Genomic DNA, 26,938 nt, shown 5'->3' on the forward strand with positions numbered 1-26,938 from the left:
ATCAGGAATCTTATTTTAGTTAAAAAAATCAGTTTTTAAAGTTAATGATTTTAATAGAAACATAGCGTTTTCTTGAAGACCTGCAAGGTTAGATACCGAATCATGTTCAGTACATGCCTTGTAGGTCTAATTCATTATTTCTTTATACCTAAAAGGATAGCGTAACTTTTAAGAGTAAAAGTAGACGAGAATAAGTTTCGTTTCGCTTAGAAGGCTAGGATGGGCTCTTATATTCTTTTACCGCATCAATAAATGCCTTAGCATTATCTAGAGGGATATTTGGTAAAATACCATGACCTAGATTCACGATATATTTATCTTTTCCAAACTCGTTAATCATTCGGGTCACCATCTTTTTAATCTCTGCTGGTGGCGAAAATAAACGTGTGGGGTCAAAATTACCTTGTAAAGTGATATTCCCACCAGTTAAGTAACGAGCGTTTCTTGCAGAACATGTCCAATCGACTCCTAAAGCAGAAGCGCCAGATTTTGCCATAGTATCTAATGCAAACCAACAGCCTTTCCCAAAGGCGATAACTGGTGCATCGTCTTTTAAAGCATCTATAATCTGCTGGATATATTGCCAAGAAAATTCTTGATAATCAACAGGTGATAACATGCCTCCCCAAGAATCGAATACTTGTACTGCATTACAGCCAGCCTTTACCTTCTCTTTTAAATAAGCGATGGTGGTATCGGTAATTTTCTGTAATAATCCATGAGCAGCAATTGGGTTAGTAAAGCAAAACTCTTTGGCTTTATCAAAGTTTTTAGAGCCTTGTCCTTGCACACAATAACACAAAATAGTCCATGGTGAACCAGCAAAACCAATTAGTGGAATCTCATCATTTAGTTTTTCCTTAGTCGCTTTTATGGCTTCGTAAACATAGTTTAAAGCTTCTTTTACATCTGGAACAATCACATTGTCTACATCTTTTTGCGAACGAATAGGATTTGGTAAGTAAGGACCGAAATTCGGTTTCATCTGTACCTCAATATTCATAGCTTGAGGAATCACTAAAATATCTGAAAACAAAATAGCAGCATCCATGCCGTAACGACGAATCGGTTGTACAGTAATTTCACTGGCTAATTCTGGTGTTTGGCAACGTGTAAAGAAATCATATTTCGCTTTGATTTCCATAAATTCAGGTAAATAGCGACCTGCTTGACGCATCATCCAAACTGGTGGACGTTCTACAGTTTCACCTTTTAATGCTCTTAGGAATAAATCGTTTTTTATCATGTTTCTGTCATTCCTGCGAAGGCAGGAATCTATTTAATTAGACTTTATTATTTTGGATTCCTGCCTGCGCAGGGATGACAACAGTGTTGCTAACAGCTAAAGGCCAAAAGCCAACAGCTACTCATAAAACGCATTCACCAACTCCACCACACTCTCTACCAAAGGAACTTTAGCCACTCTAACCTCTTCAAAATGCTTTCTAGCTTCTACAGCGGTGGTTTCGCCAATACAAAAGGCAATGCCTTTGGCTTTATTTTGTTGTAAAAAACTCTGAACGGTTGATGGACTGTAAAACATAACGCCATCTAAATCACCTTCAACTTTTTCACTATCGAATTTGGTTTCGTAAGCCTCAACCTCGTTGACTTTAATATTATTTTCGGTTAAAATATCTGGAATTGTATCTAATCTTAAATTGCTACAAAAATAAGTGACTTCCGAACCCTCCATATATTCAACCATGTGATTGGCTAAATCTTTGGCATACTGTTCGTAGTGCTTCACTTTTCCGATTCGTTTTTCAACTAAACGCTTTGTTTTTCGTCCTACGCAATAAATATTTTTGAATTGTAATTCTACGGCCGAAAAGTTAGTGAGTAACGATTCCACTGTATTTTGACTTGTAATAATGACGTTTTCAATTTCGTTTCTAACGATGCTTTTTGCTAATCGATTGGGATTAATCTTTATAAAATCATTGCTTTGAGGCACAACAGCATCGTGAAACTTAGCAACTTGGTCTTTAGTTAATTTTTTTGTGGAAAAGATATTTGTGATTTTATCGCCTTGCGTTAATTCGTCGATTAAAACCTTTCCACCTTTACCAATAACATAGTCTGCACAGAACTCAGCAATTTCGTCGTGTTTTCCTAATGGAACCACTTTAGTGACTTCAATTTTTTTAGAGCCGTCTGTACTTAAAAGAATGCCTTTAAAATTAACTTCTTCCTCTTTGTTTATATAGCAAATGGCGCCAATTGGTGCTGAACAACCGCCTTCTAAACGATTTAAAAATTCACGTTCAATAGAGGTGCAAATTTCAGTTTCTTCATGATTGATTTCTGCGCAAATAGCACGAGTGTCGTCATCGGCTTCTAAAGCTGTAATCATAACGGCGCCTTGTGCTGGCGCAGGAATCATCCAATGTAGGTTGATAGAGTTTTCGGGCGTTATATTTAAACGTCCTAAACCGGCTCCTGCAAATATGGCTGCGTTCCATTCTTCGTTGGCTTCCAGTTTTTCTAATCTTGAATTCACGTTGCCACGCAAACCAACAATGGTATGTGTTGGATAACGGTTAAGCCACTGGGCGCGTCGTCTTAAACTTCCGGTAGCAATGACTGCTTCTCTTGCCGATAGAAACTCTTCATTGTCTTTAAAAACTAAGGTGTCGTTAATATTGCCTCGTTTTAAAACGGCAGCTTGTACAATGCCTTTTGGTAATTTAGTTGGGACGTCTTTTAGTGAGTGTACCGCAATATCAATACTACCATTTAACATGGCAATATCTAAGGTTTTGGTAAATACTCCGGTAATCCCCATTTCGTATAAGGGTTTATCGAGGACTAAATCTCCTGTTGATTTTACAGGGACAAGAACGGTTTTGTGTCCCAATCTTTCAAGTTGAGATTGAACGGTTTTTGCTTGCCACATAGCGAGCTGGCTGTCGCGTGTGCCAATGCGAATAATTTTAGACATTCTGGGTAGTTTCTAACTGAAATATTTTTTTGATAAGCGCTATGCTTTCATCTGAAGAGTCGATGTCTTCTCTAAGGTGATGTGCAAATTGATTGGTGATTTTCTGAATGATATTATTACTGATTATTTCAGCTTGGTCTTCGTTAAAATCAGACAATTTTTTGCGTTGATTGTTAAGTTCTGTATTCTTAAAATCGGTTAATTTGTGCTTAATAGCTTGAATAGTAGGAACAAATTTTAAAGTGTCTAACCAGGCGTTAAAATCTGCAGTAATTTCTAATATAATAGCTTCAGCTTCTGGAATAAATGATTTTCTTTTTTCTAGGGTGTCATCCGTAATTTTAGCCAAATCATCTAGGTGTACCAAGGTAATATTAGCATGTTCTCTAATATTTTCGTTGACATTTTTAGGTATGGATAAATCTAAAACTAATAAGGGTTTCTGAGTTGAAATTAAATCTTTATAAACTGTAGGTTGATGTGCGCCTGTAGCTACAATAACAATATCAGAAGCATTGATTTCTTTTTCTAAGTTATCGTAGTCTTTAACAACGAGGTTAAATTTACCAGCAACTTCTTCAGCTTTGTCTTTTGTTCTGTTAATTAAGGTAATGTGTGGGTTCTTAGTGTGTTTTACTAGATTTTCACAGGTGTTTCTTCCAATTTTTCCAGTTCCAAAGAGTAAAATGTTCTTTTTAGAAATTTGCTCAACATTTTTCATAATGTATTGCACCGAAGCAAAAGACACTGATGTTGCGCCAGAGGATAATTGTGTTTCGTTTTTTATACGTTTGCTCGCTTGTATCACAGCATTTACCAAACGTTCTGTAAAGGAGTTTAATAAACCTTCTTTTTTAGAGGCTCTTGCACCAGCTTTAAGTTGAAAAATAATTTCGAAATCTCCTAGAATCTGACTGTCTAGTCCAGAACCAACACGAAACATGTGGTTAATGGCATCTTTATTTTTGTGTACATATGCAACTTCCTGAAATTCGTCAACTGTACCTTTGGTGTTATTACACAACAGCTGGATAAGCTTAAAAGGATGTTCTGCAAAGCCGTATAATTCTGTACGATTACAAGTGGAAACCACCACTAGACTTTCTACTCCGGTTTGCTTAGCTTGTGTTAGAACATTTTGTTTTGCGGTGTCGCTTAAACTAAAATGACCGCGCACTTCGGCATCTGCTTTTTTATAGCTGAGACCAATAGCATAAAAATATGTACTCTTATGTTGCATGTGTTGCGTTCGCTCGTTTACCTGACTTTGGAAAGTAACAGCGCAAATGTAATTGTGATATTTATAAAAAAACAACGCTAGAAGAACTTAAAGTATCGTTTCTGGTTTTTTATGATTCATTTTAACGATAACATGATAATTATCATATTTTTGTAGTAAAACAAAGGGTTTTATAATTTTTTGTTTAGAACGAATCTAAATAGTGTTGAAATGGATTTAGGAAAAATAGGCTTAAAAAGTATCGCTGAAGGTACTTTTGAAGAAACATATATTGAAGAAGGTTTTTTTGTATTAACAAGCAAAAACGACAATGATACTATTAAAGTTCTTGAGCGTGAGATTGATAGTAGTTATATTCAGTTTCATTTTTGTAACAAGGGAACAGCAGGATTTTTATTTAATCAAGGCAACTATACCTTGAACATTGATGAGGATACCTCATTATTGCTTTATAATCCACAACGTGATTTGCCGATTCATTTAGAATTAAAACCACATTCTTGGTTGGTATCTTTAGTGATTTCTATTAAAAAATTTCATGGTTTATTTTCCGAAGACGCCAATTATGTCACCTTTTTAACAGATGATAATAAGGATAAAAAATACTATAAAGATGGAAAAATATCACCATCGATGGCTGTGGTTTTAAATCAGCTGATTAGTTTTAATCTTAATAGTTCTATTAAGCCTCTATATTTTAAAGGTAAAGCTTATGAACTATTGAGTCTGTTTTTTAACCGAAGTGAAGATGCCGATATTGAGCAATGTCCTTTTTTAGTGGATGAGGTGAATGTGGCGAAACTGAAAAAAGCCAAAGATATTATCATCGCCAATATGGCTGAACCGCCAAGTTTACAAGAATTAGCCGATGAAATCGATTTAAGCCTTAAAAAATTAAAAGAAGGGTTTAAACAAATTTATGGCGATTCGGTGTTTAGCTTTTTGTTCGATTATAAAATGGAAGTGGCGCGTAAACTTTTAGAATCTGGCGATTATAATGTGAATGAAGTAGGCTTAAGAGTAGGTTATAGCACAGGAAGCCATTTTATAGCCGCTTTTAAAAAGAAATTTGGGACGACGCCTAAGAAGTATATTCAGGCTTCTAGTTAATAATCATAATACCCATCACCACCAATTGGCGTCACACGTTGTCTATTCTTGTAAGTCGCTAGATTAATAATCTCGGTATATTGTTCTTCCGGTTCTATCGTTTTATCAACCATGGTACCGTAATTTTCAGATTTAGAATAATAATCTACAACCAATTGCTTTGGGTCTTTTGGCTTAATAAAAGAGATGTAATGTAAAGCTTCAGTCTTTCCAGAATACTCATCATCTTTATCAATCTTAAAGAAATACATTAGGGCATTTTTGCCTTTGTCGGTTACAAAATCGCGCTTAAAGAGAAACTGAATGGAGTCTTTTTCTTTTTCAAAATTGGCATCTGATAAGAGTTTTGATTTGGCGAATTGTTGCTGATTAATAGTAATCGATTTCAATTGACTTAATAGTTTAGCTTCGTCTAGCTCCTCTAAAAGTAAATATTGATTCTCCTCGTCTTCTACAAGCTTTTCGGTAAGTTTTGTTGGTATGGTTTCTTTGGCTTTGGTTAATAAAACATAGTATTTTGCTAAGGCGTTGGTGTCCTCTACATTCAACAATTTTTCAAAGAAATCTTTTGCACTGCGCTCATTTCTATACGGAAAAATTAACCGTACATAAGTCGATAAATTATAAGAATAAGAATTGTATCCGTAATTGTTAGTGTTTCCTAAATTACGTTTGACTTCAATTTTAGCATCATTAATCAGCTGGTTTTTATATTTTTTATAGGTTTTTGGTTTTACAAATCCACTATCTTTTACTTTTGCCAATAAAGTGTAAAGCGGTTGTTTGTATTCTGAAATGGTGCTGTATTCTAATATTTTAGGAAATAAAGATGCTTTTAACTCTAAAGAGTCTTTACCGTTATAATTGTAAAACATTGCACCTACACTTCCTAGAGGTAAATCGCGCTCCATAAGGTCTAAAGCAATTTTGTAATTTCCTTTTTTGTTAGAATCTAAAAGACCTTCTAAGATGGCTGTTTGGGTTTGTGGGTCAGAATAACTATCGTGATACAATTGTTTTATAAATGGCAGATTGTTCTTTAAATCGATGGTGATAAGTTGTTCTACCAAATGAGATTTGATGTTTAAACGGTCTTTGTCGAATTCAAAATCCTTAAGCACAGCAATAATATCTTTACTGTTATGTTTTTTAAATTTAACGAGGTTATAAGATTCTAAAACAATACTATCATTGGCTCTTAAGGCTTTAAAAAATAAATCGGTTTTATCTTGAAGTACATCTTTTCCTAGAAGTGTATCTTTTGGCGTAAAGGACTCGTAAAATTCGGTGACAAACTTTGAAGGGCCACTAATAGAATCGACCAAAGTTTTCAATTCAAAAAGCACGCCTTCTTTCAAAATATTTTTTACTAAAACTTGTTTTGAACTTGCTGAGTCAGAATAACTAAAACGATGTGTGTAAACCGAATCCTTTTTTGCAGACGAACGATTCGTAATTTTAAATGCTTTTGCACCGTTATAATACTTCGCTCTATAATTGACTTTATCTTCTAATTCTTTCCAAAGGCTATCAATGTTATGAAACATTTGCAAATCGTGAAATTTAGTTCTAGATACCAAAATTTCTTCGTTAGTAGGTGTGAGATAGGTAGTTTCTTTTAGTGTTTGTTCGTAGTGTTTTGGTTTTTGGCCACTATTATAATTATACGGATTGGGAAGTGGTGGTTTAGCATTAGTTTTAACTGAAAAATATAAGGAAGTATCTCTTACTTTTTCAAAACCGGTATAATCCGTTTTATTGAATTTAAAAGACTTAAAAAAATCTGATTTATCTGTGTCATTGCTGCCAACATAACCTTGTAAATAGTAACTGCCATCTTTAACAATGGTTTTCAGGTGTAATTTTTTGTTTGTAGAAGGATCTAAAACAGCATAAGATTCATAATTTTTATAATCACCTGCTTTAAATCCACCACCAGCTTCTTTAAGCTTATAGTTTTTATACAAAGCATGATGAAAATATTTGGCTTCAAAACTGTCTTCTTCTATGTAAGAAAGGTCATTTAAAACGGCTTCTTCAACAAAATAATAAGCGTCGTCTTTATAGCCTTCTACTAATTTTTTACCGTAATTATCCATGTTACTAGTTACGTAGTACTTAGGGAAATTAACTTGAAATTTGTTGTTTGGCGACACCAATACATGGGTTTCATTAGAAGGTGTTTTTAAAGTAATGGAATTAAAAATTTTGGCTTCATGTTGGAGCACAAAATCACTACGACCAGCAAATTTTATGATGATAATCTCTAAAGGGGTTTGGTAGATATGGTATTTCTGAAATTCTCCTTTTTTCGTTTTGTTAACGATACTAATGCCTGGATACGGCGCTGTTAGTACTTCTTTTTTTATAATATCTCCAGGGATGTCTTCGTACAATAAATGGTCAATCTCTCTTAAGGTAATAGTGGATTTCTCATTAGGTAAATACACAAAACGGCTAATTCTATTTATGGCTAAGTAGGCGCCATTGGTCATGTCAGGGTCTAAATAATATTTCTGTCCACCGTAAGGGAATTCACGTAACTCATCATAGGTGTTCATGCTTAAAAAACCATCTGGTGTGCTGTGATATTCTAATTTTGGAGCTACAAAAAGGCTGTCGAGTTTTGTTTTTTCTATTTTACTATAATCGGTTTGCTCGGAGGTTAATGCTTCTACCGTAAAGCCTCTTTGGCGTAACATGTTTATCATACCTTGTTCGCCAGGCAAATGCGCTGCGCCAACACCTGCAAAAACCGATTTGCTAGGCATTAATTTTTCAAGAGAAACCACCATATTTTCATTTCGAATATAGAGCATGTTCTCTCTAAAAAAATTAGTGTTTACACCTGCGCCAATGGAGTCTAATAAATCTAAATTTCTGTCGCGATAGAGGTTTTCTTGAATTAAATAAGGATTTTCTTTAGCATACATTTTTTGTACCCAAGGATCTAGCTCTTTTTTATTGGCATTGTAAGCTGCTTTGGTAGTTAAATAACGGGATTCTTCTAAATCTTCTAAAGCATATATGTTTTTGTCGTTTTTCTTTCCGGCTTGAAAAATAAACATGTCTAAATAGGTCTCTTCTTCAAAATTGTCTGAAGCACTATTTTTTCTATACAAATACGCGTTTACAGCACTATTATCCATTCTTACAGACCCTCTAATTGCCATTTCTTCAGGATGCGTTAGCTTGAATAAATTTGTGTAAAAATCATTGTTATTATTGCTGTAAGCAGCCATTTGGCTCAGCATCGTGTCATAATTGTAACCAGGCCATGTGGTTGGGTCAGACTCTAAAGCAATACAATCACTGTCCTCTAGAGCTTTATAAAAGACATCATCTAACCTAAACGCTACTTTTTTGCTCACGTGCATGGTGCCATATAAGAAAGACGGTTTTTCAAGTCCGTTACCTGTTATCTTCCAAAGTAAACTTTGATATTGTTGTTGTGAGAAAGCGGTTATTGTAACTAATGAAAGACATATAAATAGGAGTTTTTTCATGGGTTTATTTTTGTAGGCTTGACTCTTAAAGTTAATAGGTGGCACGTTTAGTTATTCGGTTATCACTGTTTTAAAATGATAGAATGTTGATATAATTGGCTTAATTTAAAAGTTAATCAAGACTTGTAAAGGTATTTAATTCCTTTAAATAGCCATACCTAATTTATAAAAGTCGATAAAATATGAAGAACATAAATACTTATTTTAAATTAATTAACTTATAATTTCGTAAATTATTTGATAATTCAAGTATAAGTAAAACCAATAAAAGCATTCTTAAGTATTGTATTTAGAGTTGTACTTTTGCTCTTTGAAGAAAGAGATGAATTAAAAGCGTCCTGCTTTACGGAATATAATTATGTCAAAAGGAATTTTATTAGTCAATTTGGGGTCTCCAGATAGTCCAAAACCCAAAGATGTGAAAAAATATCTGGGAGAATTTTTAATGGATGAGCGTGTTATTGATGTCCCGCTTTGGGCGCGTACGCTTTTGGTTAAAGGCATTATTTTAAATACCAGACCTAAAGCTTCGGCAGCAGCATATCAAAAAATTTGGTGGGACGAGGGGTCGCCACTGATTGTTATTTCAGAACGTTTACAACAAAAAGTACAAGAAAAAGTAGATTATCCTGTGGCTTTAGCTATGCGTTATGGAAGTATGACCATAAAAAAAGGACTTCAAGAATTGGTTGATAAAGGTTGCACTGAAATAAAGACACTGCCTTTATATCCACAATTTGCAATGGCAACCACAGAGACCATTGACGTTAAGGTTGATGAGTTGGTTGCTGAGTTTTTTCCTGAAGTTACCATTACAAGAACTCCAGCATTTTACAAGCGTGAAGATTATATTAACGTACTTTCAAAAAGTATTGGAGAAACGTTGAACACGCTAGATTATGAACATGTTCTTTTTAGTTACCACGGTGTTCCTGAGCGTCATATTCGAAAAAGTGATATTACTAATGGTAATTGTAAAATGAACGGTAAATGCTGTTTTAAAAAGGGGAGTAAACAGCATGAGTTTTGTTATCGTCATCAATGCGAAATTACAACTGTGAATGTGGCTAAAAAATTAGGGTTAAAAAATGGAACCTATTCTACTACGTTTCAATCTAGACTTGGTTTTGATCCTTGGTTACAACCTTACACAGACCGAACTATTGAAAGAATGGGCAAAGAAGGTATTAAAAAAATGGCCATTGTAACACCAGCGTTTGTCAGTGATTGTTTAGAGACCTTAGAGGAGATTGCTATGGAAGGTGAAGAGATTTTTCACGAAATGGGAGGCGAAGAATTTACTGTTATCCCATGTTTAAATGAGCGTGAAGATTTTGCACAAGTCATCACCAATATCATACAAGAATGGGCTTCAACTAGTAAAACCGCAGAGGTTTAATGGCAAACGTATCGTCACAAGAATTAGGTAATCGCCGGATTGGGAAATTACTAATTAAGCAAGCCGTACCTGCATCTATAGGTATTTTGGTGATGTCGCTTAATATATTGGTCGATACTATTTTTGTAGGTAACTGGATCGGTTCAACAGCAATTGCCGCAATTAATGTGGTGCTTCCGGTATCCTTTTTTATTGCTGCCTTAGGTATGGCTATTGGTATTGGAGGGTCTTCAATAATATCAAGAGCTTTGGGGGCGAATAATAATGCCAAAGCTTTAAAAACATTTGGAAATCAGGTTACATTAACCATTTTAGTAACACTTGTTTTTGTAGCTCTTGGTCTGTGGCATATTAATACCATTGTACCAGCATTTGGTGGTAAAGGCGATATTTTTGAACCTGCAAAAATCTATTACAGAATTGTATTGTATGGCGTGCCTATTTTAGCCCTTTGTATGATGGGTAATACCGTTATTAGAGCTGAAGGGAAACCTAAATTTGCCATGTATGCTATGATGTTTCCTTCGGTTGGAAACCTTATATTAGACGTGCTTTTTATACAACTATTTGATTGGGGAATGGCAGGAGCTGCATGGGCCACAACAATTTCGTATGGTTTGTGTTTTTTATTTGTGCTTTGGTATTTCCGATCGAAACATTCCGAATTAAAAATTAATTTTAATCACTTTGGATTAAATAAATCTATCGTCAAAGAGATTGGTTCACTAGGATTTGTAACCTTAACACGGCAGGCTATTGTTAGTGTTACCTATCTATTGATGAATAATATTCTATTTGATTTAGGCGGTGAAACTTCGGTAACAGCTTATGCCATTGTGGCCAGAATGCTGATGTTTGCGTTATTTCCAATTTATGGTATTACACAAGGATTTTTACCAATTGCTGGCTTTAATTATGGTGCTAAAAAATATGAACGGGTTAGGGAAGCTATTTTTACGGCGATTAAATATGGTGTGTTACTAGCGACGATTGTTTTTGCGTTTTTAATGATATTTCCAGAATCAATTACAAGATTGTTTACCCAAGAGGCTAATGTACTTGCCGAAACACCATCGGCGATGCGTTGGGTCTTTGCAGCCATTCCAATTATTACTATTCAACTTATTGGGTCAGCTTATTTTCAGGCGGCAGGTAAGGCTATTCCGGCACTACTGCTAACCTTAACACGTCAGGGGTTTTTCTTTATTCCGTTGATTTTTATTTTGCCTAATTATTTTGGGGCTTTAGGGGTTTGGATGGCATTTCCAATTTCAGATGTGTTATCTACTATTGTAACTGCTTATTTTTTATATCGTGAATTAAAATTACACTTAAAGCCAAAAGTGAGCGTATAGCGTTCACCCATTATCTTTTGAGTTGAAGCGGTTGTGTAGTTTACGTTAAAAAAGTAAATTTTATTAAAGGTTTAATATTGATTAAACGAAGCTGTAATGGTTGGTAGTTGTGCCGTTAATTAACTTGTTAAGTGTGCAAAGAGCCTTTAGTTAAAGCTAAAATTAGTTCAGTAAAACGCATTTTTAAACCACATAAATTCACGATTTTTGCATCATGGAAAACCTATACCCTTATATAAAATCCTTTCATCTCATTTTTGTTATCACTTGGTTTGCGGGTTTGTTTTACATCCCGAGATTGTTTGTGTATCAAATAGAAGCTTTTGATAAACCATCACCAGAGAAGGAAATTCTTGGAACACAACTAAAACTTATGGCTAAACGTTTGTGGTATATTATCACATGGCCGTCTGCTATTTTAGCGACTTTATTTGCGGTTTGGTTAATGATTTTAATGCCCAGTTGGTTTCACCAAGGGTGGATGCATGTAAAGTTGTTATTTGTATTACTCTTGTTTATATATCACTACAAAACTCACGTTTATTTTAAGCAGCTTCAAAACGATGAGGTTAACATAACGTCTAGTTTTATGCGTATATGGAATGAAGGCGCAACATTTATTCTGTTTGCGGTTGTTTTTCTAGTAATACTTAAAAGTGCGCTTAATTGGATTTTTGGAGTTTTAGGTTTAATCGTTTTAGGTGTTTTAATCATGTTGGGCTTCAAGCTTTATAAAAATATACGTTCTAAAAATCCGGAAGCTTAAAAAATCCCCCAAAATTTAAATTCCAAAATGCCTATATTAGAACTTGAGTTTTTCAAAATAGGAATTTACACTTAGTGTCTTTGGATTGATTATTGCTATATTTAAATTTTAGAATTAAAACGCAGCCATACTATGGCATTTCAATGAATATAAAACGTTTGTCCTTACGTGCTCGAATAGTTATAAACATGATACTTCTGGTATTGGTGGCTTCGGTTTTAATCGCCGCAGTAACCATTTATCAATATAAGGAAGAAGCTAAGGATTACCATAAAGAGCGTTTAGAGCGTAAAGAAAAAGCCATAAAACAGAGTATAGATTTTGTGATTAAAGAAACAACGTACCCTGTTAATACAGCAAATATTCCCTTAATTTTTAAAGATGAAATATTTGAAATTGATGCGATTCATAACCTTCAAATAAACCTTTATGATTTAGAAGGGCAACTATTAAAAAGCTCAAAACGAACCATACAACGCGATACAATAGGGAACTATTTAGATCCTGAAATTTTAAATATATTATCTAATACTTTAGAACATCGGCATGTTGTAAAAAACAATGTCGCCGGACATACGTTTCAGTCCTCATACACCTACATTACAGATGAAAAGTTTAAAACCATAGCCATTTTAAATCTGCCATATTTAGAGAATGATGATTTTTTTAATAAAGAACTAAAAGAATTTTTAACACGTTTAGCTTACGCCTACTTGGTATTAATTCTTGTCGCAATCATTTTTGCTTATTTTATATCTAAATTCATTACCCAGTCACTACGAACAATAAGTGATAAGATGAATGAAACACGATTGGAGAAGCGTAATAAAAAAATTCAGATTAAATCGGCGAGTGAAGAAATTGAAACGCTAGTAAATTCATACAACAGTATGATTGATGAGCTTGAAGCGAGTGCTGTAGTTTTAGCGATGAATGAGCGTGAGCAAGCTTGGCGAGAAATGGCAAAACAAGTCGCACACGAAATTAAAAACCCATTAACCCCAATGCGATTAACCGTTCAGAGTTTTGAACGTAAATTTGATCCAACTGATGAACAGATTCATCAAAAACTAAAGGAATATAGTGATACGCTTATTCAACAGATTGATACGATGAGCTCAATTGCTTCAGCATTTTCTAATTTTGCTAAAATGCCTGCTCAAAAAAGTGAAGAACTTAATGTGGTACAAATTGTAAAGTTAGCGCTCGATATTTTTAATGAAGATAATATAGAATTCCATTCTGAAACCAATAAAATCATTGCTAAATTCGATAGAACACAATTAATACGCGTGGTTACTAATTTAGTTAAAAATGGCATTCAATCTATTCCTGAAGATTCTGAAAACCCTAAGATTGAAGTCCGTGTATTTACAGATATGGAAAACGTTATCATCACAATTGAAGATAATGGCGCAGGAATAGCAGAGGATACTAAAGCAAAAATATTTGAACCTAAGTTTACCACAAAATCTAGTGGTATGGGCTTAGGGTTAGGTATGGTGAAAAATATTGTAGAAACTTATAATGGAAGTATTAGCTTTACATCAGCGCTGGGAAAAGGGACTATTTTTACAGTTACATTTCCTGCGTCTTAGAGGCTTTTGAAAGCAGAAATCTGATTGTTGAAATGTAAAAATGTAGTCTAGTTATTTAAGGTTTGCAATGAAATAAAGTATACAGAACAAAGAAATGCTTCACCGCGAACTTTAGAAATTCTTTGAAATATAAAGTAACGAAATTCTTATCTTCGTAGGAATTAAAATAAATTGATTAGGAATTGTCACTCTGAACTTGTTGAGGAGTCAATAAAAATACAATAAAATATGTCTTACAACAATCTTATTTCAAAATACTCAAACGGAATCACAACGATTACCATCAATAGACCAAAAAAGCTCAATGCTTTAAATAAAGCTACAATACAAGAACTGCATGAAGCTTTTGATGCCGCAAATACGGATGAAGACACCAAAGTAATTATCATAACCGGAAGTGGCGAAAAAGCCTTTGTTGCCGGTGCAGATATTAGTGAGTTTGCCGATTTTAGTGTTGAAGAAGGTGGAAAGTTAGCCGCACAAGGTCATGAGTTATTATTCGATTTTGTTGCAAATTTAAGTACGCCAGTTATTGCAGCAGTAAATGGTTTTGCACTTGGTGGTGGCTTAGAATTAGCGATGGCCTGTCATTTTAGAGTGGCAAGTAGCAACGCCAAAATGGGCTTGCCAGAAGTGTCCCTTGGCGTAATTCCAGGTTATGGAGGTACACAACGTTTGCCACAATTAGTAGGTAAAGGCAGAGCTATGGAAATGGTCATGACAGCAGGTATGATTGATGCTGACAAAGCTCTAAATTACGGTTTAGTAAATCATGTGGTTGAACAAGATGAGTTATTACCACTAGCGGAGAAGATAGCCAGTAAAATAATGCGAAATTCTTCAGTGGCTATTGCAGAAGCTATCCATGCGATTAATGCTAATTACGAAACTGGAGTTAATGGTTTTGATGTTGAAATTGAAGCCTTTGGAAACTGCTTTGGTACTGAAGATTTTGTGGAAGGAACTACCGCATTTTTAGGGAAACGTAAAGCGGAGTTTCCGGGGAAGTAATCTACTTAATGAAAAAAGTAATTCTCGTTTTTGTTTGTTCTCTATTCATGATCTGTTTGAATGGTCAAGAGCGCGATACACTTTTTTTGAAATCTTACGATAATCTTTCTAGTTTAATTGATAAAAGCTATCTAGAAGACTTAGAGCTTGCTGAAGAGTTAATCACATATTATATTCAAAAAGCAGAGCGAGAATCTAATGCAAAAGAAGAAATTCGGGGGTTATCCAAGTTTATTGGTCTTCATATTAATTTAAGACAGTTTGATACATTTAAGGCAGAACAAGAGAAAATGTTTGCTTTAGCAACAACGAATCTTTTAGAGCAAGAATTGGCGATCAATGTTTATCAGCTAGGTCGCAGTTATTTTTTTCAAGGGCGTATTGGTAAATCAACGGAAATGCAAAATAGAGCCTTAGCCTTGGCCAGAAAACAAAATAAATTGGAGTTGGAAAGCACCATTTTAATGCAATTGGGTTATGTAAAATCTTTTGTTGGCGATCGGGAAGCATCTATAAAATATCTTAAACAGGCCTTAACTATAAGTAGGCGTAAAAACTTAGACCGTAACGCTTCTACTTATGAAAGTAACTTAAAAAAAGAAACAGTTACATTATATTATTTGAGTCTGGCTTATATAAAATCTAAAGTAAAAGATTCTGCTAAAGCATATTTAGACCAAGCCATTACCTTAAATAAAGTTGTAAAGGATAGTTGTCTTTCTAAAACGTTGTTTAGAACTCAAGGTGAAGTTAATATATTATATGGTAAGTATAACGAAGCACTTTCTGATTTTGAAACCTCAAAAACATATTGTTTACCAATAGGTGAATTGGAATCTTTAGTTTATTCCGGACTTTATGGTAGAGCGTATATAGGTTTAAAAGCGTATGCAAAAGCCCAAACAGTTTTACAAGAAGGATTAGATAATTATAAGGTGTCTGAAGAGGAAGAAGGCTTTATGGAGGACCATTATAAAATGTTAGCTAAAGCTTATAAATACAATGGTAATATAGAAAAGTCTAATTTTTATTTTGAAAAATATATTCTTACCACTGAAGCACTTAATAAAATTCAAGATACAGTTGTAGGTGTTTTTAAACAGCAAGAGTTAAAGGCTTTTAAGACCGAATTGGATGCTATAAATTCTGAAAAGAATAACTTTAAATATAGTGTGGCGGTTTCAGTTGTAATCATTCTTATTCTGTTAGTTTTTCTTTTTAGATTCAGTAGGCTTAAAAAGAAAAATGAAGCAAAATTTAAGGTGCTTTTAGAAAAGGTAAATACAGAAAACAATGTGGGTTCTGTTAGCGATGATGTAAAAGATGAAGTTCAAGAAGCTAATCCTTCGGATATAAATGAAACTATCAAGCGTCAGATTCTTGAAGGTTTAAATAAGTTAGAAGAACAAGAATATTTTTTAAGGCAAGATTGCAATTCTTACAATGTAGCTAAGAAAATAAAAACAAATACGTCGTACTTATCTAAGGTTGTAAATTCTCATTACCAGAAAAATTTTAATGCCTATATCAACGATTTACGAATTAACTATGCCGTTTTAAAACTCAAAAATGATAATCGTTTTAGAAAGTTTTCCATTCAATCCATCGCTGAAGAAGTAGGTTATAAAAGTGCAGATTCCTTCACCAAATATTTCAAAAAGCAAACCGGATTAAATCCGTCGTTCTACATTAAAAAGTTGAATGCTTTAGATTGAAATACAATCATTTTTACCCTAAATTTATAAATTTAGGGGCTTCACTATAAAAACGCTGTCAAACTACTTGTTGGTGTTCTAATTACTTTTATTTCAGTTAATTAGGATTTGTTTTTTCTGCCCTATTTTTTTAAAACTGGGTATGCTTCCTTTGTTTTACGCGTTTTTTTAAAGGTACTTTGGGTTCACAATCACAAACCAATTAAATCTCTTTTAAAAATGAAAAAACGAATTATTTACATCTCAATCGCTATGGCAATAGGTGCTTTTCTAGTAGGTGTTTTTAGTGCTTTTTATGATAGCTATACAGCTGATGAAATCACGGTAAATCAAATTGAAGCCTCTTTAAATACGCATTGCCATTGCGAGAGCATTTCAAAGGATATGTATTCTAAAGGAGTGCAATATTCTAATGTTAAAGGGTTTTCTGTAGAGCATGTAAGTTTCAGTTTAATGAACTGTAAATACGAATCCTTACAAAAAGAAGCCAATCGCATTCATCAATTATTGGTAAATGATGTTGAATCTCTAGAAAACTTCAACTTAATAAGCCTAGATATTATTTCAGAAGATAGACACGACACAATAACAATTAAAAACGGACAATTAGAAATATAAACAGTATGGTAATCCTAGTTAAATTAATTATAGAAACATTAATCACAATTTTATCCTAAATAATCATCATAAACAAAAACATAATCATGAGAAAATTAAATCAAATTACATTCGTCATTGTTGTATTTATCGCAACAACATTTAACATAGTAGCACAGAATAATACCAAAACTAATTTGTGGAAAATAGAAGGAAATGATATAAAAACATCTTATTTATTTGGAACCATACATATGATACCGAAAAAAGACTTCATAATGAAAAACAAAGTGCAAAGTGCTTTTGATAGCTCTGAAAAAGTTGTATTAGAGTTGGATATGGACGACCCTAATTATTATAAAGATTTTGTAAAATTATCAATGTTAAAGGAAGGCGAATCATTAAAATCGTATATGTCTGATGCTGAATTCGAAATTTTAAATACTTACTTAATGGAAAAGACTGGTGTGGGCGTTAGTAATTACAATATGTTTAAACCAATGATGTTGATGTCTGTATTCACAATGACAACTATTGGAGGTGAACCTTTAGAGAGTTATGAGATGAGTCTAATAAATATGGCTAAAACGGCTAACAAGGAGGTGAGTGGATTGGAAAACATTGCCGATCAGATTAATGCTTTTGACGCAGATCCATATGATGAGCAAATAGATACTATAGTTGAAATGGTAAGTAATGGAAATAGTCAAGAACTCTATAACAAATTGTTACAATATTATCTTGCGGAAGATATAGATGGTATATATGACTTTATGGATGACTATATGCAGGATGATACCGAAGGTGTGAAGCGTTTTCTCGACGACAGAAATAATAAATGGATTCCTAAAATAGAAGCCTACTCCAAAGATAATTCAGTTTTTTATGCTGTGGGTTGTGGGCATTTAGGAGGAGAGCAAGGAGTAATAAACTTACTTAAAAACGCAGGTTATACAGTAACACCAATAATAGATTAATATTATAATAAATAATCGATTTTAAAAGCCTTAATCTTCAATTAAGGCTTTTTTGTCATAACTAAGTTTTTAGATAAGTACCCAATAAGTTAAAACTACAATCCGTAGCAAGACCAGCTGTGTTTTCATACTAATTTTACCGTATGATAAACCCCAAATCAGCTATAAAAGGACGAGGCGCACAGCAAAACACCCACAACCGTTTTTTTGACCTGTCTCACGAAGTACGCGATGATTTTCTGGAGTTCTGTCATAAAGAAGGAGAAATTGTAGATAAAAACAAGACACAATATCTCAATGTGTTTCCAAAAACGATTGTCAATAAAGTAAAAAGTCCAGATGTAGGTATGGCATATTCGATGAATATGTATCAAGGTTGCGAACATGGTTGTATTTATTGTTATGCTAGAAATTCGCATGAGTATTGGGGTTATAGTGCAGGTTTAGATTTTGAAAGAAAAATTTTAGTTAAAAAAGACGCTGCCCAACTATTAGAAAAACACCTTAAAAAGAAAAGTTGGAAAGCGCAAACCATTGTAATGTCAGGAAATACCGATTGCTATCAACCTGCAGAAAAGCAATTTGAAATCACTAAGCAATGCTTAGAAGTCTTCTTAAAATACAAACATCCTGTTGGTATTACTACTAAGAATGCGTTAATAATAAGAGATTTAGACCTGTTAAGGGCTTTAGCAAAAGATAACCTTATAGCTGTAAATATTTCTATAACGTCTTTATCTGAAGATACCAGACGGATTCTTGAACCTAGAACTGCAACTATTAAAAAACGACTTCAGGTGGTGCGAGAATTAAGTGGTCATGGGATTCCTGTAAATGTGATGTTGGCGCCAATTATTCCATCAATCAATAGTCATGAGATTTTACCAATGGCTAAAGCAGTTTCCGAAGCTGGAGCCTTAAGTATTGGTCATACTATTGTACGGTTGAACGGCGCTATCGGTGAAATATTTACAGATTGGATACAAAAAACAATGCTAGATAGCGCAAATAAGGTTCTGCATCAAATTGAAAGTTGCCATGGCGGTACACTCAATGAAAGTCGCTATGGTAAACGTATGTGTGGTGAAGGGCAGATTGCTCAACAAATAAATGATTTGGTAAAATTGGCTAGGCTAAAATATTTTAAAGGTAAAGCTATGCCAATACTCAATACAAGCCTCTATGAGTCCTATAAAGATGGACAAATGAAATTGTTTTAAACCAAAAAAGTGAGCCGATTAAAGCTCACTTTTATTAACAATTTAAAATATTTTAAAATCTATAATTTGAAGTTCTCAACAAAAACACGTCCATTAGATCTGATGATTGCTGTATAATTACCTCTTACAGATGGATCTAATTTGTAAACACGGTTTAAAACATCCTGACCTTTTACAGTTTCAGAGTGGATAAGTTCATTTTTAAAATATAACTCTACAGTCATTTCGTTAATATCAAGACCTAATTTTGAAATGATAATTCTAGAATCTTTTGCTCTAAATACAGGCTTGTAAATCGTTTTGCTTCTGCTATTAGTATAAGTTACTACATTTTTCTTTACTTCTAGAGAGTTAATTTCAATTTCAAAATCTTTATTAACTTCAACAGTATAAGTACCATCTTTTAATTGTGAAAAATCATAAAGGTTTTTAATGTTACCATCAAAATTAATAAGTCCACTGTAGATGATTTCACCTGAAGCATCAGCTACTGAAATGTAATCTCCTTTACTAACTTCGTTAAAATTAGTGTTTGTTTCTAAAGTTGTGTCTGCGTAGCTTGTGAATGTTCCTCCTAACACCACAGCTAATACTAAAATGTTTTTAAATAATGCTTTCATAATATTCTATTTCTTAAATAATTTTATTCTTCTTTTTTATTATCGTTGCTTTTACAACGACGTAACACTGCAAATTTATAGCAGCTTTAGAATATAGAAAACATCAAATTTGGCACGTTTATATGCATAATTAACCTAATGAATTTATGTTTCTTTTTATTGGGTTAAAATAGTATATGTTTTTGTTAGATCGCTATAGGTTTTAAGATTTGTAGGAAAAACAAACTGAATTTGAAAAGCGATTATGCAACTAGAATTTTAAACGTATTATTAAATACTATTGACAATAGTTTATTTAAAAAAGTTAAATATTGCTAATTAATATTCCAATCAATGATATTGAAAACGGAGTAGCATAAAATTAGAACTCAGCATTAATTATAAGCGTGATTTCAACTTAATGTATGAGATTTCTAAGGGGTTTTGTTAATGAAATCAATTATTGTCACTTTGAGGATTACTAAAATCTAGATATATTTTGATTAAAATCACCTTTCGAAACAAAACTAAAGGTCATTAAAACGAGAATTACGAATAGGTTTCGTTTCAATATTTATTGTAGCGATTCAACTGACAACTAAACTTATATCGAACTCAAGTTTTAAGTTTATAGAAAACTTTAGAAGCTCGTTATAAAATGTATGAATGTCAAAGTGTATTAGGGCACTATTATATATAGGTAGGAAAACAGAAAATGATAGTGTGGAGTAGAAGTGCTGTTTAAGTGCTAGAGGTCTTGATAGGAGGTATTTTAAACAAAAAAAGTGAGCCGATTAAAGCTCACTCTTTTAAACAATTTAAAATATTTTTAAAATCTATAATTTGAAGTTTTCAACGAACACACGTCCATTAGATTTGATGATTGCTGTATAGTTACCTCTTACAGATGGATCTAATTTGTAAACTCTGTTTAAAACATCGTTTCCTTTTACAGTTTCAGAGTGAATAAGTTCGTTTTTGAAATATAACTCTACAGTCATTTCATTGATATCTAAACCTAATTTTGAAATGATAACTCTAGAATCTTCAGCTCTAAATACAGGCTTATAGATAGTTTTACTTGTGTCATTAGTAAAAGTTACTACATTTTTATTTACTTGTAGAGAGTTAATTTCAATTTCAAAATCTTTGTTTACCTCAACAGTATAAGTACCATCTTTCAATTGTGAGAAATCATAAAGGTTTTTAATGTTACCGTTATAATTAATAAGTCCACTGTAGATTACTTCACCTGAAGCATCAGATACTGAAATGTAATCTCCTTTACTAACTTCGTTAAAATTAGTGTTTGTTTCTAAAGTTGTGCTTGCGTAACTTGTGAATGTTCCTAACACCACAGCTAATACTAAAATGTTTTTAAATAATGCTTTCATAATTTTTATTTTAACTAATAATATTTTATTTCTTCTTTTATCTCCGTTGCTGTTACAACGTTTTAACACTGCAAATTTATGATGGCTATAGATTATAGAAAACAACAAATTTGGCAATTTTATATACAGAATTAACCTGATGAATGTGTGCTATTTTGTCTTGGGTTAAAATAGCATACATTGTTGTTAGATCGCTATAGGTTTAAGTATTGGAGGGAAAATGAACGGAATTTGTAAAGTGATAATGCAACTGGTATTTTAAATGTATTGCTAAATACTAAAAACAATAGTTGATTTTAAAAACTAAATTCTGCTAATTGAAGCGTATTAAAATTTCAGTCAATAATATTGAAAACGAAACAGCATAAAAATTAAAAACTTAGTATTAATTATAAGCTCATTAAAAACTTGGAAGCTGCTACCGTTAGTCAAATATGAATGAATGTAGCAGTGTATTTAGGTAGTATATAAAGTAGGAAACTAAAAAATGATAGAAGGAATGGAAGTGCAGAGAAAGTGACCGCGTCTGGTTAGTCAGCTAAATTTTAAACAAAAAAAAGTGGGCAACTAACATAACGCCCACTTTTTCGAATAAACCAATATAAACAACAATCTAAATTCTAAAATTCTTTACAAATACTCTATCGTTAGATTTTACAATAGCAGTATAGTCACCTGAAATATTTTTGTCGAGTTTGTAAACTCTATTTAATACCTTTTCTCCTTTTACAGTTTCTGTGTGAATTAATTTATTATCAAAATAAAGCTCAACTTGCATTTGTGGCTTGTCTAAAGCTATTTTTGAAATGATAACTCTACCATCTTCAACTCTAAACACAGGTTTAAAGATTTTTTTATTTTTTTGAGATAATATAATAACATTCTCGTTTTTTACTTCTACAGTACTAATTTCAATTTCAAAATCTTTATCGATTTCAATCATATAAATACCATTCTTTAATTGTGAAAAATCATAAAGACGGTTAATATTACCATCGTAATTAATTTGACCACTAAAGACAATCATTCCAGCTTCATCAGTAACTGAAATTGAATTTCCTTTTTTTACATCACTAAAAATAGATGATAATTCTAATGTTGTGTTTGCGTAGCTGGTGCATGTTCCTAACATTACAGCTAATACTAAAATGCTTTTAAATAATGTTTTCATAATGTTTCAATCTTTTAAGTTAAACTGAAATTTTAAACTTGCCTTTTTAATTTTCTCTTTTTCTTTTAAGGTGGCAATATTTTTTTGTCAGCTAAATCATTCAACACTACAAATATAGAGTGGCATTAAGATCTAAAAAACAACGATTTTGGTAGATTTATATGCATAATTAACCTTACGATGGTTTTTGTTAATGTATTGGGTTAAAATGGTGCATATTTTTGATAATTTGCCATAGGTTTTAAAATTTGATCAACTTAACTTTGCACCAGATAATTATGTTATGAATACAAGAAAACCTACATTAGAAAGAATTAGTCCTGAATTTGGTAGTTCCATATTAGTAAGGAAGCACAAAATAGATGCTTATAAAGGAGAAGTAAAGCCTTTTTGGCATTTTCATCCTGAAATAGAATTGGTATATGTAAATAAAGGCCAGGGAAAACGTCATATAGGCAACCATTTATCTTATTTTAATAACAGTCAACTCTTATTGATAGGATCTAATTTACCGCATAATGGTTTTACAGATCGTTTAACTATTAATGGTTCTGAAACCTTAGTCCAATTTAAACCCGAATTTTTAGGAGATAACTTCTTTGATATTCCAGAAATGGAAGCGATTAACAAAATGTTTGAGCTTTCTAAAAAAGGAATTCTTTTTGGTGTAAAGACCAAACAAAAGCTTGGGAAAAAAATTGAAAAGCTAAATGAGAAAAAAGGTTTTAAAAAGGTTTTAATTCTACTCGAAGTGTTACATGGCTTAGCAAAAGCTGAAGATTACACTTTGCTTAATGCAGACGGCTATGCTTTTGAAGCAGAACCTCAAGACAGCGCTAAAATTGATGTGATTTTTAAACACATTAACCAAAACTTTCAAGAACATATTAGTTTAGATGAAATTGCAGATAAAGTTAGTATGACGGTTCCTGCGTTTTGTCGTTACTTTAAACGTGTAACAGGAAAAACATTTACTAAGTTGGTTAATGAATATAGAGTTGTACATGCAACCAAGTTACTTTCTGAAAGTCAAATGAGTATTGCAGATATTAGTTTTGAATGTGGTTTTAATAACTTTTCACACTTTAATAAGCTATTTAAAGAGTTTACAGGTAAAAGTGCCTCCAAATATAGAGGTGAATTAAAATTAATGCTTCAATAATAAATACGGATTTATTATGGATGATAAAATAGATATTGCAATTAGTTATTATACTAAGAAAGGTCAAGATATTTTAGATACCGTAAATTCAAGTTGTAGTTTAACTGCTGATCAAATTATTCATTACGGTGAAGAAATGGCTGCTATAGAATATAAGCTTACGGCTTTAGAGGTAGCGAAAGAGAGTTAATAAGTCTTACTTTTTTCCGTCCCACTCGGCATAAAATTGTTCTAAAAAGCCTTTCATATAGTTATGGCGTTCTAAAGCGATACGCTTGCCAGTTTTGGTATTCATCTGATCTTTTAGAAGCAATAATTTTTCGTAAAAATGATTGATGGTCGGTGCATCTGAATTTTTATATTCAGCCTTTGTCATACTAAGGTTCGGCTTTATATCCGGGTTATAAAGTGGTCTATCTTTAAATCCTCCATAATTAAAACAGCGTGCTATGCCAATGGCACCAATAGCATCTAGGCGGTCGGCATCTTGTACAACTTCCATTTCTTTTGAAGTGAAAATGGTGTCGTCAAGTGAATTTTTAAAGGACATGTGTGCTATAATTTGAGTCACATGTTCAATGATTTTATGGTCTGCATTGTTGTTTGAAAGAAATGTTTCTGCTTTTTTAGGACCAATTGTTTCATCGCCATCATAGAATTTAGAATCAGCTATATCGTGCAAAAGCGCCGCTAAGGAAACCACTAAAATATCGACTTGTTCATTTTTAGCAATAAGAAGCGCATTTTTATATACACGCTCTGTATGAAACCAATCATGACCGCCTTCGGCATGTTTTAGCTCTTGTTTTACAAAAGACTTGGTTGTGGTTATAAGTCGGTTAGTGCTGTGCATATTTAAACTTATTAAGCTGGGTCAACCCATTTAAATTTGAATGAATTTTCAGGGATTTTCATGCGCTCAGACAAACGATACATTCTCGGTGGTAGTTTCATAAGGTAATCTCTGGCTTTTTCAGCTTCTTCGTTTAGCCCTGTCATGTTACCTATATCCCAACGGTCAATTAATTTTTGAAGGATATCTACATAATCATTAGAAGTGTAAACACCAATACGTTGTGCGGTGTTTGAGAACTCTTCAAAGGCCGTTCCGATACTTTCACCAGATTCTCTAAGAAAATGGGCTGGCATAGCGATTTTTCGCTTCATCATATCGTGAAAAGCCATCATCATTTGATTTGGGTCTACAGCAAAAATACGTTCTACAAATTCTGAATAGGCGTGGTGGTGACGCATTTCATCTCCAGAAATAATTCTACACATTTTGGCTAGATGTTTATTGCCTTTCTGTTTGGCAATTTTGGCCACACGATTGTGAGATACATAGGTTGCTAATTCCTGAAAGCTGGTGTAAACAAAGTTTTTATAAGGATCTCTACCGGTTCCGATATCAAAACCATCGTTAATTAAATACTGTGTGGTTTTTTCAATTTCACGCATATTAACGCGTCCTGAGAGGTATAAATATTTATTTAAAACATCGCCATGTCTGTTTTCTTCTCCCGTCCAATGTCTTAGCCAAGTAGACCAGCCATTACGTTCTATTTGGTCAACGCCTTCTACATCCATAAGCCAAGATTCGTAACTTGGTAAAGCTTCTTCGGTAATCATATCGCCTACTAAAACCACCCAGAAATCATAAGGCAATTCTTTAGAGAGCGCTCTAATTTCTTTTACTTCTTCATAGAAAGACTCTTTTGTAGAATCGGGTAAAAAATCGGTAGGCTGCCAAATTTTTTCAACAGGAATTAGGTATTTTTCAATAAGGGATTGTACATCTTTTTCGAGATGCTGCATCACTTCCAATCTTACATTTTTCAACGACATAATTTGATGTTTTTTTAAGGGTTTATTTCTCGAGGCCTTCAACAATGCTTTGTTCTACTTGCTCAATTAGCTCGGTCTTATCTGTAAAGTTAATAATTTCTAAGGGCTTATGGACGGTAAATGTCATATGATTCCCTATTCCCATAGGAAAATTCCCATAGCGCAGCATCTTCCAAGAGTTATTTACGGTAATCGGAACAATGATAGCAGAAGGGATTTTTTTTATCAGCATTTCTAAACCTTTAGTCTTAAAAGGTCTTGGAACGCCATTTTTACTTCGTGTGCCTTCAGGAAAAATAACCGCTGCTCTTTTGGTGTTTTCAATATATTCACCAAAGGTCATCATAGCAGATAAAGATTGTCTCGGATTTTTTCGATCTATTAAAACCGATCCACCATGGCGTAAATTATAAGATACACTTGGGATGCCTTTGCCGAGCTCTTTTTTAGAGACAAATTTTACGTGATGTTTGCGTAAATACCACATTATTGGCGAAATATCAAACATACTTTGATGGTTAGATACAATGATTAACGGGCGTTCCTTGCTAAATTTATAGGGGTTGTTAAATGAAATTCTTGTACCTAAAAGATTCAGACAGCGCATGATAAAAAACTGAAGCCAATCTACACTAATTTTAAGCGCTTTGTATCCAAATACATTAAAGCTAACCCATTGGATGACGTGAAATATGACTAAGGTTAAGCCAAAGCATAAATAAAATACAACCGAAAGCGGATAAGCTAATAGTTTTCTCATGTTACAAATGTAAATCAAAGCCGTTTATGAACAAAAAAACCACGAAATAATTCGTGGCTTTGTAGTGTTTGAGCTTCTCCTAATAACGATTAGGATTGTATGCTCTATTCTAATGTTCTAACAATGTTCGTTATAAGCATCTTTAAGATTCTCGGCAATTAATTCTGCAGGACGACCTTCAATATGATGACGCTCTAGCATGTGTACTAATTCACCGTCTTTAAATAATGCCATACATGGAGAACTTGGAGGAAAAGGAACCATGTGAGCTCTCGCTGCATCAACAGCATCTTTATCTACACCTGCAAATACAGTAAAGATATGATCTGGTTTTTTTGCATTTTCTAAACTCGTTTTAGCTCCTGGTCTTGCATTTGCTGCGGCACATCCACAAACCGAATTAACAACAACTAAGGTTGTACCTTCTTTTGCTAGTGCAGTTTCTACAGCATCTGATGTATGTAATTCTTCAAAACCTACGCTGGTTAAATCCTCACGCATTGGCTTTACTAATTCTGCTGGATACATATTTTTTAATTTTTTAATTAATTCTTACTTTGTCTCGATAG

General features: G+C 33.2%; 23 protein-coding genes. 12 read left to right on the plus strand and 11 right to left on the minus strand.

The features are described from left to right. Positions 1-214 precede the first annotated feature (214 nt). The 3 genes from hemE to hemA form a co-directional block, all read right to left on the minus strand. The gene (gene hemE, locus HM982_RS11850; protein WP_179353446.1) at positions 215-1,246 is read right to left on the minus strand and encodes a uroporphyrinogen decarboxylase; all 1,032 of its coding nucleotides are present in this window, start codon (positions 1,244-1,246) and stop codon (positions 215-217) included. 117 nt (positions 1,247-1,363) lie between these two features. Further along, positions 1,364-2,944, minus strand: a complete 1,581-nt coding sequence (gene hemC, locus HM982_RS11855) for a hydroxymethylbilane synthase (RefSeq protein ID WP_179353447.1) — start codon at positions 2,942-2,944, stop codon at positions 1,364-1,366. After that, the gene (gene hemA, locus HM982_RS11860; RefSeq protein ID WP_179353448.1) at positions 2,937-4,184 is read right to left on the minus strand and encodes a glutamyl-tRNA reductase; all 1,248 of its coding nucleotides are present in this window, start codon (positions 4,182-4,184) and stop codon (positions 2,937-2,939) included. The genes hemC and hemA overlap by 8 nt, the downstream gene beginning before the upstream one ends. A 210-nt stretch (positions 4,185-4,394) precedes the next feature. On the opposite strand from hemA, the gene HM982_RS11865 reads away from it, so the two are divergent. Further along, complete coding sequence (locus tag HM982_RS11865; RefSeq protein ID WP_179353449.1) at positions 4,395-5,294, plus strand: helix-turn-helix transcriptional regulator; 900 nt, start codon at positions 4,395-4,397, stop codon at positions 5,292-5,294. Here HM982_RS11865 and HM982_RS11870 read toward each other — a convergent pair. After that, positions 5,291-8,800, minus strand: coding sequence for a TraB/GumN family protein (locus tag HM982_RS11870; protein WP_179353450.1), 3,510 nt, complete (start codon positions 8,798-8,800; stop codon positions 5,291-5,293). The two genes, HM982_RS11865 and HM982_RS11870, sit on opposite strands and share 4 nt — an antisense overlap. Before the next feature lie 358 nt (positions 8,801-9,158). Here HM982_RS11870 and hemH point away from each other — a divergent pair, with 358 nt between their 5' ends. The 9 genes from hemH (at position 9,159) to HM982_RS11915 (ending at position 19,438) form a co-directional block, all read left to right on the plus strand. After that, positions 9,159-10,199 (plus strand): ferrochelatase, encoded by a 1,041-nt coding sequence (gene hemH / locus HM982_RS11875; RefSeq protein ID WP_179353451.1) that lies wholly within the window; start codon positions 9,159-9,161, stop codon positions 10,197-10,199. Continuing rightward, complete coding sequence (locus HM982_RS11880) at positions 10,199-11,554, plus strand: MATE family efflux transporter (protein WP_179353452.1); 1,356 nt, start codon at positions 10,199-10,201, stop codon at positions 11,552-11,554. The genes hemH and HM982_RS11880 overlap by 1 nt, the downstream gene beginning before the upstream one ends. Before the next feature lie 214 nt (positions 11,555-11,768). Further along, positions 11,769-12,320, plus strand: a complete 552-nt coding sequence (locus HM982_RS11885; protein WP_179353453.1) for a CopD family protein — start codon at positions 11,769-11,771, stop codon at positions 12,318-12,320. A gap of 188 nt (positions 12,321-12,508) precedes the next feature. Further along, on the plus strand, positions 12,509-13,918 hold the full coding sequence (locus HM982_RS11890) for a sensor histidine kinase (protein WP_179353454.1): 1,410 nt from the start codon (positions 12,509-12,511) through the stop codon (positions 13,916-13,918). A gap of 228 nt (positions 13,919-14,146) precedes the next feature. Beyond that, on the plus strand, positions 14,147-14,929 hold the full coding sequence (locus HM982_RS11895) for an enoyl-CoA hydratase/isomerase family protein (protein WP_179353455.1): 783 nt from the start codon (positions 14,147-14,149) through the stop codon (positions 14,927-14,929). Between the two features lie 8 nt (positions 14,930-14,937). Beyond that, on the plus strand, positions 14,938-16,644 hold the full coding sequence (locus HM982_RS11900) for an AraC family transcriptional regulator (protein WP_179353456.1): 1,707 nt from the start codon (positions 14,938-14,940) through the stop codon (positions 16,642-16,644). Between the two features lie 219 nt (positions 16,645-16,863). Beyond that, positions 16,864-17,262, plus strand: a complete 399-nt coding sequence (locus HM982_RS11905; protein ID WP_179353457.1) for a hypothetical protein — start codon at positions 16,864-16,866, stop codon at positions 17,260-17,262. A gap of 86 nt (positions 17,263-17,348) precedes the next feature. Then, a complete protein-coding gene (locus HM982_RS11910) occupies positions 17,349-18,218 on the plus strand; it encodes a TraB/GumN family protein (RefSeq protein ID WP_179353458.1) in 870 nt (289 codons plus the stop codon). A gap of 143 nt (positions 18,219-18,361) precedes the next feature. Beyond that, entirely contained in the window at positions 18,362-19,438 is a 1,077-nt protein-coding gene (locus tag HM982_RS11915) for a PA0069 family radical SAM protein (protein WP_179353459.1), read from the plus strand. A gap of 59 nt (positions 19,439-19,497) precedes the next feature. Here HM982_RS11915 and HM982_RS11920 read toward each other — a convergent pair whose 3' ends face one another. The 3 genes from HM982_RS11920 to HM982_RS11930 form a co-directional block, all read right to left on the minus strand. Continuing rightward, entirely contained in the window at positions 19,498-20,058 is a 561-nt protein-coding gene (locus HM982_RS11920) for a hypothetical protein (RefSeq protein WP_179353460.1), read from the minus strand. 815 nt (positions 20,059-20,873) lie between these two features. After that, positions 20,874-21,431: a hypothetical protein gene (locus HM982_RS11925; protein WP_179353461.1), complete on the minus strand. Its 558-nt coding sequence runs from the start codon at positions 21,429-21,431 to the stop codon at positions 20,874-20,876. A 613-nt stretch (positions 21,432-22,044) separates the two neighbouring features. After that, positions 22,045-22,602: a hypothetical protein gene (locus HM982_RS11930; protein ID WP_179353462.1), complete on the minus strand. Its 558-nt coding sequence runs from the start codon at positions 22,600-22,602 to the stop codon at positions 22,045-22,047. Between the two features lie 283 nt (positions 22,603-22,885). Here HM982_RS11930 and HM982_RS11935 point away from each other — a divergent pair, with 283 nt between their 5' ends. Beyond that, positions 22,886-23,764, plus strand: coding sequence for an AraC family transcriptional regulator (locus tag HM982_RS11935; protein ID WP_179353463.1), 879 nt, complete (start codon positions 22,886-22,888; stop codon positions 23,762-23,764). A gap of 16 nt (positions 23,765-23,780) precedes the next feature. Continuing rightward, complete coding sequence (locus tag HM982_RS11940) at positions 23,781-23,954, plus strand: hypothetical protein (protein ID WP_179353464.1); 174 nt, start codon at positions 23,781-23,783, stop codon at positions 23,952-23,954. Positions 23,955-23,960: 6 nt separating this feature from the next. On the opposite strand, the gene HM982_RS11945 is transcribed toward HM982_RS11940, so the two are convergent. The 4 genes from HM982_RS11945 to HM982_RS11960 all read right to left on the minus strand — a co-directional run bounded on the left by HM982_RS11945 (position 23,961) and on the right by HM982_RS11960 (position 26,897). Next, positions 23,961-24,617 carry an HD domain-containing protein gene (locus tag HM982_RS11945; protein ID WP_179353465.1) on the minus strand — a complete coding sequence of 219 codons (657 nt, stop codon included), beginning with the start codon at positions 24,615-24,617 and terminating at the stop codon, positions 23,961-23,963. Positions 24,618-24,628: 11 nt separating this feature from the next. Further along, positions 24,629-25,609: an acyl-ACP desaturase gene (locus HM982_RS11950; RefSeq protein WP_179353466.1), complete on the minus strand. Its 981-nt coding sequence runs from the start codon at positions 25,607-25,609 to the stop codon at positions 24,629-24,631. A gap of 22 nt (positions 25,610-25,631) precedes the next feature. Beyond that, positions 25,632-26,369: a lysophospholipid acyltransferase family protein gene (locus tag HM982_RS11955; protein ID WP_179353467.1), complete on the minus strand. Its 738-nt coding sequence runs from the start codon at positions 26,367-26,369 to the stop codon at positions 25,632-25,634. A 117-nt stretch (positions 26,370-26,486) separates the two neighbouring features. Next, the gene (locus HM982_RS11960) at positions 26,487-26,897 is read right to left on the minus strand and encodes a BrxA/BrxB family bacilliredoxin (RefSeq protein WP_179353468.1); all 411 of its coding nucleotides are present in this window, start codon (positions 26,895-26,897) and stop codon (positions 26,487-26,489) included. Positions 26,898-26,938 lie beyond the last annotated feature (41 nt).

The organism is Winogradskyella vidalii, assembly GCF_013403955.1.
Taxonomy (GTDB): Bacteria; Bacteroidota; Bacteroidia; order Flavobacteriales; family Flavobacteriaceae; genus Winogradskyella; species Winogradskyella vidalii.